General features: G+C 69.8%; 12 protein-coding genes. 3 read left to right on the forward strand and 9 right to left on the reverse strand.

Annotation, left to right across the window (positions count from 1 at the left end; translation table 11 throughout):
- Window positions 1-5: 5 nt before the first annotated feature.
- Window positions 6-722 carry a uroporphyrinogen-III synthase gene (locus tag OLX23_RS06870; protein WP_264443983.1) on the forward strand — a complete coding sequence of 239 codons (717 nt, stop codon included), beginning with the start codon at window positions 6-8 and terminating at the stop codon, window positions 720-722.
- Window positions 712-1,644, forward strand: a complete 933-nt coding sequence (locus OLX23_RS06875) for an MICOS complex subunit MIC60 (RefSeq protein WP_264443984.1) — start codon at window positions 712-714, stop codon at window positions 1,642-1,644. Before OLX23_RS06870 ends, OLX23_RS06875 begins: the two co-directional genes overlap by 11 nt.
- On the opposite strand, the gene OLX23_RS06880 is transcribed toward OLX23_RS06875, so the two are convergent.
- The 3 genes from OLX23_RS06880 to OLX23_RS06890 are packed head-to-tail and all read right to left on the reverse strand — an operon-like array spanning window position 1,641 to window position 5,334.
- Window positions 1,641-2,387, reverse strand: a complete 747-nt coding sequence (locus OLX23_RS06880; protein WP_264443986.1) for an MBL fold metallo-hydrolase — start codon at window positions 2,385-2,387, stop codon at window positions 1,641-1,643. The genes OLX23_RS06875 and OLX23_RS06880 overlap by 4 nt on opposite strands.
- 11 nt (window positions 2,388-2,398) lie before the next feature.
- Window positions 2,399-3,613 (reverse strand): UbiH/UbiF/VisC/COQ6 family ubiquinone biosynthesis hydroxylase, encoded by a 1,215-nt coding sequence (locus OLX23_RS06885; protein WP_264444901.1) that lies wholly within the window; start codon window positions 3,611-3,613, stop codon window positions 2,399-2,401.
- Window positions 3,614-3,630: 17 nt separating this feature from the next.
- On the reverse strand, window positions 3,631-5,334 hold the full coding sequence (locus OLX23_RS06890) for an alkaline phosphatase family protein (protein WP_264443987.1): 1,704 nt from the start codon (window positions 5,332-5,334) through the stop codon (window positions 3,631-3,633).
- A 93-nt stretch (window positions 5,335-5,427) separates the two neighbouring features.
- Here OLX23_RS06890 and OLX23_RS06895 point away from each other — a divergent pair, with 93 nt between their 5' ends.
- Window positions 5,428-7,464 (forward strand): protein-disulfide reductase DsbD family protein, encoded by a 2,037-nt coding sequence (locus tag OLX23_RS06895; protein ID WP_264443989.1) that lies wholly within the window; start codon window positions 5,428-5,430, stop codon window positions 7,462-7,464.
- A gap of 177 nt (window positions 7,465-7,641) precedes the next feature.
- On the opposite strand, the gene OLX23_RS06900 is transcribed toward OLX23_RS06895, so the two are convergent.
- The 6 genes from OLX23_RS06900 to OLX23_RS06925 form a co-directional block, all read right to left on the reverse strand.
- Entirely contained in the window at window positions 7,642-8,409 is a 768-nt protein-coding gene (locus OLX23_RS06900) for a sigma-70 family RNA polymerase sigma factor (protein ID WP_264443990.1), read from the reverse strand.
- Window positions 8,406-10,511, reverse strand: a complete 2,106-nt coding sequence (locus tag OLX23_RS06905; RefSeq protein WP_264443992.1) for a flagellar biosynthesis protein FlhA — start codon at window positions 10,509-10,511, stop codon at window positions 8,406-8,408. The genes OLX23_RS06900 and OLX23_RS06905 overlap by 4 nt, the downstream gene beginning before the upstream one ends.
- Before the next feature lie 21 nt (window positions 10,512-10,532).
- On the reverse strand, window positions 10,533-11,435 hold the full coding sequence (locus OLX23_RS06910; protein ID WP_264443993.1) for a lytic transglycosylase domain-containing protein: 903 nt from the start codon (window positions 11,433-11,435) through the stop codon (window positions 10,533-10,535).
- A 151-nt stretch (window positions 11,436-11,586) separates the two neighbouring features.
- On the reverse strand, window positions 11,587-11,928 hold the full coding sequence (locus OLX23_RS06915) for a flagellar protein FlgN (protein WP_264443994.1): 342 nt from the start codon (window positions 11,926-11,928) through the stop codon (window positions 11,587-11,589).
- The gene (locus OLX23_RS06920; RefSeq protein ID WP_264443996.1) at window positions 11,928-12,206 is read right to left on the reverse strand and encodes a flagellar biosynthesis anti-sigma factor FlgM; all 279 of its coding nucleotides are present in this window, start codon (window positions 12,204-12,206) and stop codon (window positions 11,928-11,930) included. The genes OLX23_RS06915 and OLX23_RS06920 overlap by 1 nt, the downstream gene beginning before the upstream one ends.
- Window positions 12,207-12,324: 118 nt before the next feature.
- Window positions 12,325-12,822, reverse strand: a complete 498-nt coding sequence (locus OLX23_RS06925) for a flagella basal body P-ring formation protein FlgA (protein WP_264443998.1) — start codon at window positions 12,820-12,822, stop codon at window positions 12,325-12,327.
- Window positions 12,823-12,825: the final 3 nt, after the last annotated feature.

Genomic DNA, 12,825 nt, shown 5'->3' on the forward strand with positions numbered 1-12,825 from the left:
ACGCCATGATCCCGCTTGCGGTCATCCGGCCGCAGCCCGGCTGCGACGCCACGGTCGCGGCGGCGCGCGCGCTCGGGCTCGATGCTCGCGGGTTCCCGCTTTTCGCGGTATCGGCGATCGCCTGGGAGCCGCTCGCAGCCGACAGCTTCGACGCGCTGCTGCTCGGCAGCGCCAATGCCCCGCGCCATGCCGGCGCGGCGCTGGCCGCCTATGCCGGCAAGCCCGCCTATACGGTCGGCGCGACCACGGCCGAGGCCGCCCGCGCGGCCGGTCTCGACGTGGTGGCGAGCGGTGTCGGCGGGATCAAGGCGCTGCTGCCGTTGGTCCGGCCCGAACATCGCCGGCTGCTGCGGCTGTCGGGCCGCGAACGCATGGTGCTGAGCCCGCCGCGCGGCGTGTCGATCATCGAGCGCGTGGTCTATGCCAGCGAGCCGCTGCCGATGTCGCCGGCGCTCAGGCAGGTGCTCGCCGCGCCCGCCGTGGTCGCGCTGCATTCGGCCGAAGCCGCGCAGCACCTCGCCGCGCTCTGCGACGACCATCGGCTCGAACGCGGCCGGATCGCGCTCGCCACGATCGGCCCGCGCGTCTCGCGCGCGGCGGGCACCGGCTGGGCCGCGATCGCCACCGCCGCCGTGCCGAACGACACGGCATTGCTGGCCTTGGCGCAGGACTTGTGCCAAACCCCGGCCGCTGAAAGGAATTGCGGGCCTGATGCCGGATGAAACGCTGAGCCAACCGTTGCCGCTGCCAAGGCCGCGCCGGAATCTGACCACCACCCTGCTGGCCGCCGTGCTGGCCTTCCTCGTGGGCGGCGGCATCGTCGCCTGGCTGGCGCAGACTGGCCAGTTGCCCGCGAGCCTGCGCGAGGCGCGCACCGCCCGCATGGCGCCGCAGCCCAGCGCCGTGCCGCTGGCCGCCAGCGCCCCCGTCCCACAGCCCAGCGCCCTGCCGACCGATCCGGCCTCGCTCGGCGGGGTCGAGACGCGGCTCGCCCTGCTCGAAGACCGGCTGACGCGGATCGACAGCGAGGCGACCGCCGCCTCGGGCCATGCCGCCCGCTCCGAAGCCCTGCTCGTCGCCTATGCCGCGCGCCGGCGCATCGACAAGGGCGAACCGCTGAGCTTCGTCGCCGACCAGCTGACCCTGCGCTTCGGTGGTGCCCAGCCGCAGGCGGTGCAGACGATCATCGCCGCCGCCAAGCGCCCGATCACGCTCGACGAGCTGATCGGCCAGCTCGAGGCGGTCGCGCCCGTGCTCACCGGCACCCAGCGCGACGAGAGCACCTGGACGCGCATCCGCCGCGAGATCGCCAGCCTGTTCGTCGTGCGCCGCGCCCCCGTCCCCGCCGCCACCGCCGAAAGCCGCATCGCCCGCGCCCGCCTGATGCTCGCACGCGGCAAGATCGGCGAAGCCGTGGCCGAGGTCGAGCGCCTGCCCGGTGCCGAAGGCGCCCAGCCCTGGATCGGCGAAGCCCGCCGCTACGAGAACACCCAGCGCGCACTCGACGTCATCGAGACCGCCGCCATGCTCGAACCGCGCACCCTGCGCGACGGCGCCGGCAAGACCGTCGACCAGCCGAGCCCACTGGCGCCCGACGCCGGGGCGGCGGTTGAAACCGCAGCACCGGCGACCGGCTCGTTCTAGGCGATCGTTACGACCAGCCCGTCCTCGGCCGTTTCGTAGCGCTCCCGATCGGGATGGTTGAGCATGTCGTCGCTCATGTGCGTGAGCACGAGCCGCTTGGGGCGCATCTCGGCCAGGTTCGCCTCGATCGCGTCGAGGCTCAGATGCGTCGCGATCGTCTTGTCGCGGAAATAGGCCTCGGCGATGAACAGGTCCGCGTCGCGCGCCGCGGGAATCAGATCCGGCGTCCACTCGGTATCGCCGGTATAGGTCACCGCGCGCCCCTCGGCCTCGATCCGCACCGATAGATAAGGCCCGCCGGGTGGGCCGTGCAGCGCCTGGAAGGCGCCGACCGACACGCCGTCGACCGCGCGCGTCTCGCTCGCGGCGATCTCGACGAGGTCGAGTGCGAACTTCTGCGTCGCCGTGGAAGAGCCCGGGAACGCGGTCTCCATCACCCGCTCGTACCAGGCAGGCAGGCCCACCGGCCCGACGATCGTCAGCGGTGTGCGGCGCTTGCTGAAGAACTGTGCGTCGAGGATGAAGAACGGGATGCCGCCGAAGTGGTCCGCGTGGAAATGGGTGACGACGATCGTGCGGATCGCGTTGCGATCGATACCCAGCCGCTTCATCGCCACCAGCGACGAGGCGCCGCAGTCGATCAGCAGGTTGGTCGTCGCGCCGGTCAGGTGAAAGCAGGTGTTGAAGCGGCCGCCCGAGCCGAAGGCATCGCCGCAGCCGACGAATTGCAGCGACAGCCCCATTCCGCCCCCTTCTATCCGCGCAGCAGCTCCGGCAGATTGCCCGAAACGCCGCGCGCCTCGTCCATGAAGAAGCGCTTGAGCACCGGCAGGCGCTGGATCGCACCCATGCCCAGCCGACGCACCGCGCTCGGCAGGCGGCCGGGGACACCGAACAGGCGGTTGATCCCGTCGGTCACCGACATCACCGCGAAGGCATCGAGGCTGCGCCAGCGCTCGTAGCGCGCGAGCACCTGGGCGTCGCCGGGCTCGAGCCCCAGCCGCATGCCCTCGGTCAGCACTTCGACGAGCGCGCCGACGTCGCGCAGGCCGAGGTTGAGCCCCTGGCCGGCGATCGGGTGCATACCGTGCGCGGCATCGCCGATCACCGCCAGGCGATCCTCGACCACGCGCGCGGCGTGGTGGAAGTTGAGCGGATAGGACATGCGCGGCGCCGACAATTCGATCGCGCCGAAGATCCCCTGCATGTGCTTGGTGACTTCGGCGAGGAAGCCGCGATCGGACAGGCCGATCACGCCCTTGGCGTCCTTCTCCGCCACGGTCCAGACCAGCGCCGAGCGATGGCGCCCATCGGCCGTATCGAGCAGCGGCAGCAGCGCGAAGGGCCCCGAGGGATAGAAGATTTCCCAGGCGACGTTGTCGTGCGGCTTCTCGTGGTAGAGGCCGGTGACCATCGCGCGGTGCTTGTAATCCCACTTCGCCAGCGAGAAGCCGGCCTCGTCGCGCGTCGGCGACTGGCGGCCTTCGGCGGCGACGAGCAGGCTGCCCGCGAGCACGCGCCCGTCCCTGAGCGTGACCGAAACACCGTGCGGCCCGCGCTCGCGTTCCGCAACCTCGGCGCTGGTGTGCCAGGCGATCAAGGGCTCCTCGCGCGCCGCAGCGAACAGCGCGAGCCTCAGGTCGCGATTGGCGAACATGCGCCCCAAGGTGCCCTCCTCGGGCTCGGGGCGGAAATCGATGCGGCCGGGCTTCATGCCGTCGGTCACCGCGATCGCGGCGATCGGGCAGCCCAGCGGTTCGAGCCGGTCGGCGAGGCCGATATTGCCGAACAGGTTCCAGCTCGCGGTCGAGATCGCCGAGGCGCGGCCGTCGGCGCCCTCGGCGGTCAATTCCTCGGGGCTCGCCTTGTCGACGACGTGGCTGGTGATGCCCGCCTTGGCGGCGGCGAGCGCCAGCGTCATGCCGACGAGCCCGCCCCCGAGAATGACCAGATCGCGGCGTTCTTCCATGCCCGCCGGACTAGGCGTCACGGCTGGGGCTGGCAAGTATCCCCGGCGCTGCCGTCGAGATCGAGACAGCGGCCATCGAACTCGCTGGCCGCGACCTTGAGGCCGAGGACGGCGGCAAGGCTGGGCGCGATGTCGACGGTCTCGACCGGGGCCGGCTGCTCGAAGCCCGGCAGACCGCGGCGCCAGAACAGCATCGGCACGCGCCGGTCGTAGTCCCAGACGCTGCCGTGGCCGGCAGTATAGCCGGGCGCCGGATCGGGGATCGCCATGACGCCGCGCTTGAGGAAGGCGACGACGTCGCCCGACCGCTCGGCATCGAACGATTCGCGCGCACGTTCGAGCAGGGTCCAGTCCTGCGGCGAAGCGGTCGGCCGCGCCTGGGCGGCGATTTCCGCGCCGGTATAGGCCGCGGAGACATCGGGGCTGGCGCGCAGCCGCGCGACCAGCGCCGCCTGGACCTTGGCCTTCTGCTCGGGCGTCAGGTTGCGCGCGATGTAATAGTCGCCGCCGGCCCCGTCGCCATAGATCAGCGCGCCCGCGGGCGGGGTCACGCCGGTCTCGGCCGCGATCGCCTGGCCGAGCGCTGCGGGATTGAGCGCCTTGTCGGCGCGGCTGGCGGCCGGATAGGCCTGCTGGTTCAGCCGTTCGGTCGCGTCGAGGCCGCCGTGGTCGGCGCTGAGGACGACGACATAGTCGAGCTTGCGCGCGTCGAGCCCCGTGAGCAGGCGGCCGATCGTCTTGTCGAGTTCGGCCAGCTGGACGCACATCTCGGCGCCGCCGTTACCCAGCGCATGGCCGACATAGTCGGTCGCCGAATAGGAGACCGAGAGGATGTCGGGCGCCTTGCCCTTGCCCAGCTGCATCTCGTCGACGAGCTTGAGCGCGAGGTCGCCGGTCGCCGCGTCGATCCGCGGCGAGACGCGGAAGGCGTCGGGCTTGCCGGGTTCGAGCACGAAGCGGCCGTTGCCGATGGTGAAGGTCTTGACCGGCACGGCACGGTCGGCGGCCATGCACCAAGTGGGCAGCGCGATGGCGGGGGCGCCGGCCTGCAGCAGCTTGGCCACCGCGGCGTTCTCTGCCTGGGCCGCGGGCGACAGCGGCTTGCCGGCGAAGCTGGTGAAGGCGCTACCCTTCCACCAGTAGCCGGCGTCGATCGCGTGGCCGCCCATCATCACCACCGCGCGATCCTTGGCCGAGACCGCGACGTTGCGCGCTTCGGGCCAGGCCGCCTTCATCCGCTCGCCCAGGGTCGGCACCTTGAGGTGCCAGGCCGAGACCACGGGATCGCGCGAGGTGCTGGCCGGATCGCGCTCGTCCTCCGAGCAGTAGACGCGCTTGTCGGCGCGGGCGATCGCCGGATCGAACCAGTTGTTGGCGATGATGCCGGTGCGCGCGGGGTGCGCGCCGGTCAGCAGAGTCGAGTGGCCGGGGCAGGTCTCGGTCGCGGCGTGCGACTGGAAGCCCGAAGGGAACACCGCGCCTTCCTGCAACCGCGCCAGGCCGGCGGTGAAATAGCGGCGATAGCGAGCGAAGAGATCGGCCGAGAACTGATCGACCGAGATCGCCACGACCAGCCGCGGCGGCGCGGTGGGGGCGGGGGCCTGAGCGGAGGCTTGCGTGGGCGCGGAAGCCGGCGGTGCCTTGTCCGCAGTCTTCGCGAGTGCGGCACCCGAGGCCGTGAGCGCCAGAACGAGAGCGAACGAAGCGAACGAGCGACGCATAGGCATTCCTTGAAAATTCGAGCCGGAACCGGCAGAGCCCTGATGGCTGGCCCGCACTGCGCGCGCAAGGCCCTGTCAGGAGCGACGACCGGAATGCGCTGCTATCGCCTGCTTGTTGCGGTGTTGTGGCAGGTCCTCGCGCTGTTTGCGACGGCCGCCGCTGCCCAGGCTGCACCGACCCACATCCAGGCCGAGCTCGTCGCCGAAAGCGCCGCGAATCCCGGCGAGACGCTGTGGCTGGCGCTGCGCATGCGGCCCGAGCCGGGCTGGCACGGCTACTGGTCGAACCCCGGCGACGCGGGCCTCGGCATGACGCTCGGCTGGACTCTGCCGGCGGGCGCCAAGGCCGGCGAGCCGCGCTATCCGGTGCCCGAGACCCTGCTGATCTCGGGGCTGATGAACCACGTCTACGAGCACGAATATGCGGTGCTGGTGCCGCTGAACCTGGCGGCCGACGCGGCGCCGGGCCAGCAGCTCGTGCGCGTCGAGGCGCAGTGGCTCGCCTGTACCGACAAGATCTGCGTGCCCGAACAGGCGAGCCTCGAAACCACGGTGACGATCGGTCCGCGCGGCACGCCCGATGCGCGCTTCGACACCTGGCGCCGCCACCTGCCCGCGCCGCTCGGCGCCGAGGCGCACTTCGTGCGCGAGGGCGGCACGATCCGCCTGGGCATCCCGCTGCCCGCGAGTCTCGACCTGGCCGAGCCCCACCTTTTTGCCACCGAGGACCGGCTGATCGCCTATGCCGCGCCGCAAAAGTTCAGCCGCAAGGGCGACCTGCTGATCGTCGAGCTCGAACGCCCCAAGCTCGCGGCGAAGGAGCCCGTGCGCCTGTCCGGGGTGCTGCGGCTCAACGCGGCCGGCGACGGCGTGAGTTTCGATGCCGCACCCGGCGCCGTGCCGACCGACGGCACGCCGCTGGCCGCCGAGGCACCGGCAACGACAGCGAGCCTGCCCTGGCTGCTGCTGCTGGCGCTGGCCGGCGGCCTGCTGCTCAACGTCATGCCCTGCGTCTTCCCGATCCTCAGCCTCAAGGCCCTGAGCCTCGCGCGTTCGGGCGAGAGTGCGGCCCATGCCCGGCGCGAGGGGCTGGCCTACAGCGCCGGCGTCATCGTCGCCTGCGCCCTGCTGGGGGCGCTGCTGCTGAGCCTGCGCGCCGCGGGCGAGGAAGTGGGCTGGGCCTTCCAGCTGCAGGAGCCCGGAGTCGTCGCGGCGCTGCTGCTGCTGGCCGTGGCGATTACCGCCAACCTGCTCGGCCTGTTCGAATTCGCCGTGCCCGGCTTCGCCACCGAGGGATCCCCGCAGGGCGCCTTCGCCACCGGCCTGCTCGCGGCTTTCGTCGCCACCCCCTGCACCGGCCCGTTCATGGCCGCGGCGATGGGCGCGGCGCTGCTGCTGCCGGTGCCTTCGGCGATGGCGCTGTTCGTCGCACTCGGCCTGGGCCTGGCACTGCCGTTCCTGGCGATCGCCTATGTCCCGGCACTGCGACGCGCGCTGCCCAAACCCGGCGCCTGGATGGCGAAGTTCAAGCTGGTCATGGCACTGCCGATGGCGCTGACAGCCGCAGCGCTGCTGTGGCTGTCATGGCGTATCGGCGGCAGCGATTTTCTGCGTCTGGCGGCAGTCATGGCGGTGGGTGTCCTGGCCGTGTTGACCGAGATCGGACGGCGGCAGCGGGCGGGGCGCTCGGCCCTGGCGACGGCCCTGGCCGGTCTGGTCGTCACGGTTGTCGGCGGCGCTCTGGCGCTGTCGATGATCGACGCCAAACCCGCGGCCGAAACCCAGGGCATCCTGCCCGCCAAGCCCTTCTCCGAAGCCGCACTTTCCGAAGCGCGCTCTGCCGGCAAGCCAGTCTTCGCCTATTTCACCGCCGACTGGTGCCTGACCTGCAAGGTCAACGAGCAGGTCGCGATCGAACGCGAGGAAGTGCGCGACGCCTTCGCCAAGGCCGGGGTCGTCGTGCTGCGCGGCGACTGGACGCGGCGCGATCCCGCGATCACGCGCTACCTGACGGCGCAGGGCGCGGCGGGCGTACCGCTCTATGTCTGGTATCCGGCCGGCAAGAACGCGCCGCGGCAATTGCCGCAGGTCTTGACCGCCGATGGACTGGTCGCGCTGACCAAGCCCTGATCCGTCATCGCCGGCCGCCGATCGTCAGCGTCGCGAAGGCGGATGTGACGGCTAGAAGAATCCGTTTCCGATGTTCTGGAAACCAATCAGCAATAAACGAGTTAGACCTGCATCCCTCTTCTCCCCAACTCGGAGCGGCTTCTTTCACAAGAAGGCCGCTCTTTCTTTATCCCGGGATCACAGGACTTCGGCGACGCCTTCGAGTTCCTTGCGCAGATGGCCGAGTGCCTGCGCCTTGAGCTGGTGCACGCGCGGAATGCTGACCGACAGCACCTGCGCGATTTCCGAGAGGTTCAGCTCTTCCACGAAATAGAGCTGGATCACCATCTGCAGGCGCTCGGGCAGCGAGGTGATCGCCGCGATCACCGCACCGCGGGTTTCCTCGTCCACCAGCATCGCGAAGCTGTCGGGGCGATCGTCGGCGAAGGCCATGTCGCTGTCCGAATAGGCGTCGTCGATTGCCTCGAAACGCAGCGGCTCGCTCGCATGGCGCAGGCTCGCCAGCTCGTTCAGATCGATGCCCAGCGCCTCGGCCAGTTCAGCCGGAGCCGCCTCGCGGCCAAGCTGCAGGCGCAGCGCCTCCTCGGTGGCGCGCAATTGCTTGCGCCGTTCGGTCGCCCCGCGCGACAGCGGCACCGAGCGGCGGATCATGTCGACCATGGCGCCGCGCACGCGCATCTTCGCATAGGCGGCGAAACCGTCCTCGCCCGGCCCTTGGTGCTTCTGCGCACACTCGGTCAGCGCGACCAGGCCCGACTGGATCAGATCCTCGATCTCGATGCCCGGACGGCCCGAGCCGTGGACGTGCCAGGCGATACGGCGGACCATGGGCAGGAACCGGCGAATGCGGTCGCCGATGTCGCTGCCATAGGCACCGGCAACAGCGTTGCCATAGGCTCCGGCTACGGATTTCCCGGTGGCGAAGGACCTGTGATCGTATTTCATGCGGCCAGGCTTTCGTGAGAATCGTGGTAGTTGGGTTGGGGCAGGCCCGGGGCCTGCTGAGCGGCGCCGACGACGTCGATCACTTCGATCGGCTGGGTCGGGGGAAGTTCGGCGATCGACAGCACGAGGCAGGTCGGTGCGCGGAGCCTGAGGAGACCGGCCAGGGCACGGCGCGCGCGCGGCTGGACGATCAGGGCGAGCGGCACGGCACCCGGCCCGCGGTTCGCGATCAGGCCCGAGATATGCTCGCCGATGGTGCGGGCGAGATCGGGCTCGATGACCGGGATGCCCGTGGTCGGATCGACCATGCCCTGGACGATCATGTTCTCGAGGCTTGCGTCGAGCGTGATCACCGGCAGGCGCTCGTGCGGTCCGCAGATGCGGCCGACGATCAGCGGGCCGAGGTCGGCGCGCAGCAGTTCGACCAGGCGATCGTGATCGTTGGTCACCTGGACCGACTTGCTCAGGCTGGCGAGGATCGGCAGCGGGTGCGAGATCGGCACGCCGTCCTCGAGTACCGCGCGCAGCACGCGGGTCACCGCGGCCAGCGACAGCGGCGCCGGGTAGACCGTCTCGACCAGGCCGGCCGAATGCTCCTTGATGCCGTCGAGCAGGTTGCGGACCTCGTCGGGGCCGAGCAGTTCCTGCGGACGTTCGGACAGCAGCTGGTTCAGGTGCGTGGCGATGACCGTGCTGGCGTCGACCGTCAGGAAGCCTTCGGCGATGGCGATGTCGCGCGAGGTGTTGTCGATCCAGATCGCCGGGCAGCCGAAGCTCGGATCCCAGGTTTCCTCGCCTTGCAGCATGTGGCCCTCGCGCGCCTCACCGGCGTTGATCGCGAGGATCTTGTCGGGGCGCACCGAGGAGCCGCCGAGCGGCACGCCGCCCAGGACCACGCGATATTCGTGCGGCGGCATCTCGATCGCGTCGCGGACGCGGAACTGCGGTACGACGAAGCCGAAGGCCTGGCTCAGCTGCTTGCGCACGCCGGTGATGCGGGCGACCAGCGGCGAACCGCGGCGGTCGTCGACCAGGTGGACCAGGCCATAGCCGAGCTCGATCGTGACGAGCGTGTGGTCCGAAACGTCCTGCAAGGTGATCTTGGCCGGATCGGGCGGCGGCGGCGGGGCCTCGGCGACGGGGATCGACAGGCGCTGCTCGCGCTTCTTGAGCTTGTGCCAGATGAAACCGGCCATGCCCGCGGCGGGCAGGAAGATCGTCTGCGGCATCGCCGGAATGACGCCGATCAGGCCGAGGATGACCGCGACCGGCAGCCAGGTGCCCGGCGAGGCGAACTGGTGACCGATCTGGCCGGCCAGGTCGTTGCTGTCGGCCACGCGGGTGACGATGACGGCGGCGGCGATCGACAGCAGCAGCGCGGGAACCTGCGCGACCAGCGCGTCGCCGATGGCCAGGGTGATATAGGCCGAGGCGGCTTCGCCCGCCGACATGCCGTGGCTGATCATGCCCAGGCAGAAGCCGGCGATGATGTTGACGCCCAGGATCAGCAGCGCGGCGACCGCGTCGCCCTTCACGAACTTGCTGGCACCGTCCATGGCGCCGTAGAACTCCGCCTCGGTGCCGACTTCGACGCGGCGCTTCTTGGCTTCGTCGGCGGTCAGCAGGCCGGCGGCGAGATCGGCGTCGATCGCCATCTGCTTGCCGGGCAAGGCGTCCAGGGTGAAGCGGGCCGAAACTTCCGACACGCGGCCCGCGCCCTTGGTGACCACGACCATGTTGATGATCATCAGGATCATGAACACGAAGATACCGACGGCGAAGTTGCCGCCGATCAGGAAGGCGCCGAAGGCCTCGATGACGTGGCCGGCAGCGGCTTCGCCCTCGTGGCCGTGGACCAGCACGACGCGGGTCGAGGCGACGTTGAGCGCCAGGCGCAGCAGGGTGGCGAACAGCAGCACGGTGGGGAACGACGAGAAGTCGAGCACCTTGGCCGCGTTCATCGCCGCCATCAGCACCGCGATCGACAGCGCGATGTTGAGCACGAACGAGATGTCGAGAACGATTGGCGCGACCGGAATGATCATCAGACCGATCAGGGTCATGATGCCGGCGGGGAGCGCCAGGGCCGATCCACGGAACATGCGGGTAAACGCCATCATCGATTACATTCCGAACTTCTGGAGCTGGCCGTAGGCGGCGCGGACATTGGCGGGGACGCTCGACGCGCCACCGACGGAGGTGGAGGCGAAGGCGTTCTGAAGGGTTTCGGCCATCGAGCGACGCGCCGTCGGCAGGTCGGACATCTCTTGCCGGGCGGCAGCGAATTGCCGGGCGATCGGGCCGCCGGTCACCTCGGGCTGCCCCTGCGGCTGAAAATTGGCGAGCTGGGTCATGCCCAGGCCCGTGTCGTAGTCCATCGGCGGCAGGCCGCCGTCTTCCATGGCGTTCGACACCTTGGCGCGCATCAGTTCCATGACGCCCGCGACCGAGCGCGGCACGCCGCCATCGAAGAAGATGCCGCGGTTGGCCGCGGCCGCCTTGGGCAGGATCGCAGCGGCGCTCTGGCCGGGGTTGGTCTGCAGCGCGGAAAGGAACTGCTGGGCGCCGGCCGAGCCGAGGAAATGCGCCATGTAGAGCTCGGCGGCATCGGGCTCGCGGCCCAACGTAGCGGTAAGCTCAGCCTTGTTGTCGTTGGCCAGCTCGGCGGCCATCAGCGCCGAAGTGTCGGCATCATAGCGCATCGCCATGATCTGCGAGCGGGCCGAGGGGTCGGTGACGCGGCCGCCGTCGATCATCGCGTCGGCCCAGCCCATGCCGTGGTCGCCGCCGTGCTTCTCGAGCGTGCGGAGCCAGGTGCCGTTGGTGAACTGGTAGAGGCCCGCGGCGCTGGAAGTCGGGGCCTTGGCGCCGGGATTGAGGCTGGATTCGATCTTCGCCTGCGCCAGCAGGTAGTCGAAGTCGACACCCGTCTTCTGCGCAGCGCGGGCGATCGCAGCACGCACGCCACCGTTGGCCGGTGGCACGCGGCTTGCCGAAAAACCTGCAATGGACTGAGGCTCGCTCAAGCCAAACTCCCGGTATCAAATGAACCGGAAGCTTACTCAGCAAGCATCGTGCCAATTATGTCTGGATTGCCGGATGCAGGGTGTGCGATCCGACCAAAGTCTTAGACGGACGCGGCCGAAACCGCGCCAGAAAGCCTTAGATCAACGCGCCTCAGGCGCGGGCGTAGGCATAGGCCGCGCGCGAACCCGTGCCACCGGGCTTGTAGACCGCGCCGGTGCCGGTCAGGGTCTCGATCCGCGAGGAAACGTTGGCGGCAATCAGGTTGCGCACCTGGCGATTGACCTCGTTGAGGCGCTTGGCGGCCTCGAGCAGGCCGCGGCACTCGTCGTCGAGCTCGCTGACGCCCGAGCTGTCGAGCGTACCGCAGAGCTTCTGCTTGTCGTTCGCGGTGCCCAGGATGGCATCGAGGTCGAGACCGGCAAGCGCCTGCCGCTCGGCTTCGAGGACGGCAACCATGTGCCGCAGGGTCTCGCGAAGGGCTTTCGAGTCCATTACTGGCCTTTCGTCAGCAGCATGCCGGCTGCAATGATGCCGTCGGCAATCTTGGCGGGGAAAACGGGGTACTGCCCGGTTTCGATCGCCTTACGAATAACTTCGACGCGGCTGGTGTCGACCGGTGCTTCGCCAGGATCCAGCACGTCGCTTGCGGCGACGGTGGACGGGGTTCCGCTCTTGGTCTCCGCGGTTTCGCGAAGTCCGGCGGACTGACGGGCAATCCGGACGTCAACCGCGCCAATCGGGCGCGTCGGTCCCAGTTCGATTGGTGGCATGATGCCGCTCCTTCACTCTCTCGAGCCTCAGAACGGTGCCGGGAAGATTTCTTTAAGGGCCTGCGTGATTTTTACCGGCTCTCTCGGAAAACTACCTGTCGCTGGGACCACAAAGTCGTCAGGGCAGCGGGATCGCGACCATGCCGGGGCGGACGATCTGCGCGCGCAGCGTGTCCTTGGCATTCGCCGCGGCGGCCGCATTGCTGCTGACCGCGCGTACGCGGATCCAGGCACCGACGGGGCCGGCCTCGAGCGCTTCGCCCGGCTGCGACACGGTGAAGCCATCGCCCTGGACCGCGATCGTCACGGCATCGCCGCGCGTGACCGCCGGCAGGACCGGGACCGCCGCAGCGCCCAGCGTGGCATTGGCCACCTGGACGAAGATCCGCCAGCCGCCCGGACACTGCACGAGCACCGAATCACGGCGCATGCCGTTCCAGGTCACCGCCAGAGGGGCAGCGCAGGATTGCAGGCGGAGACGGCGATCGACGGGGTTCGAGGCACCGCCGGGGGCGCCGATCGGCGCACCGGTGAAAGCCGCGACCTCGCGGTCGATGGCGTCGAGATCGGCAAAGCCGGCGGCAGCCGCCAGCGTCAAGCCAAGAGCCAAACTCATGGT

The organism is Novosphingobium sp. JCM 18896 (genome assembly GCF_025938095.1).
Lineage (GTDB): Bacteria > Pseudomonadota > Alphaproteobacteria > Sphingomonadales > Sphingomonadaceae > Novosphingobium.

What these genes read in the sequence shown, in the direction of transcription:
- OLX23_RS06870 (WP_264443983.1), top strand. Translation starts at nt 6, where the DNA reads ATGATCCCGCTTGCGGTCATCCGGCCGCAGCCCGGCTGCGACGCCACG.
- OLX23_RS06875 (WP_264443984.1), top strand. Translation starts at nt 712, where the DNA reads ATGCCGGATGAAACGCTGAGCCAACCGTTGCCGCTGCCAAGGCCGCGC.
- OLX23_RS06880 (WP_264443986.1), bottom strand. Translation starts at nt 2,387, where the DNA reads ATGGGGCTGTCGCTGCAATTCGTCGGCTGCGGCGATGCCTTCGGCTCG.
- OLX23_RS06885 (WP_264444901.1), bottom strand. Translation starts at nt 3,613, where the DNA reads ATGGAAGAACGCCGCGATCTGGTCATTCTCGGGGGCGGGCTCGTCGGC.
- OLX23_RS06890 (WP_264443987.1), bottom strand. Translation starts at nt 5,334, where the DNA reads ATGCGTCGCTCGTTCGCTTCGTTCGCTCTCGTTCTGGCGCTCACGGCC.
- OLX23_RS06895 (WP_264443989.1), top strand. Translation starts at nt 5,428, where the DNA reads ATGCGCTGCTATCGCCTGCTTGTTGCGGTGTTGTGGCAGGTCCTCGCG.
- OLX23_RS06900 (WP_264443990.1), bottom strand. Translation starts at nt 8,409, where the DNA reads ATGAAATACGATCACAGGTCCTTCGCCACCGGGAAATCCGTAGCCGGA.
- OLX23_RS06905 (WP_264443992.1), bottom strand. Translation starts at nt 10,511, where the DNA reads ATGTTCCGTGGATCGGCCCTGGCGCTCCCCGCCGGCATCATGACCCTG.
- OLX23_RS06915 (WP_264443994.1), bottom strand. Translation starts at nt 11,928, where the DNA reads ATGGACTCGAAAGCCCTTCGCGAGACCCTGCGGCACATGGTTGCCGTC.
- OLX23_RS06920 (WP_264443996.1), bottom strand. Translation starts at nt 12,206, where the DNA reads ATGCCACCAATCGAACTGGGACCGACGCGCCCGATTGGCGCGGTTGAC.
- OLX23_RS06925 (WP_264443998.1), bottom strand. Translation starts at nt 12,822, where the DNA reads ATGAGTTTGGCTCTTGGCTTGACGCTGGCGGCTGCCGCCGGCTTTGCC.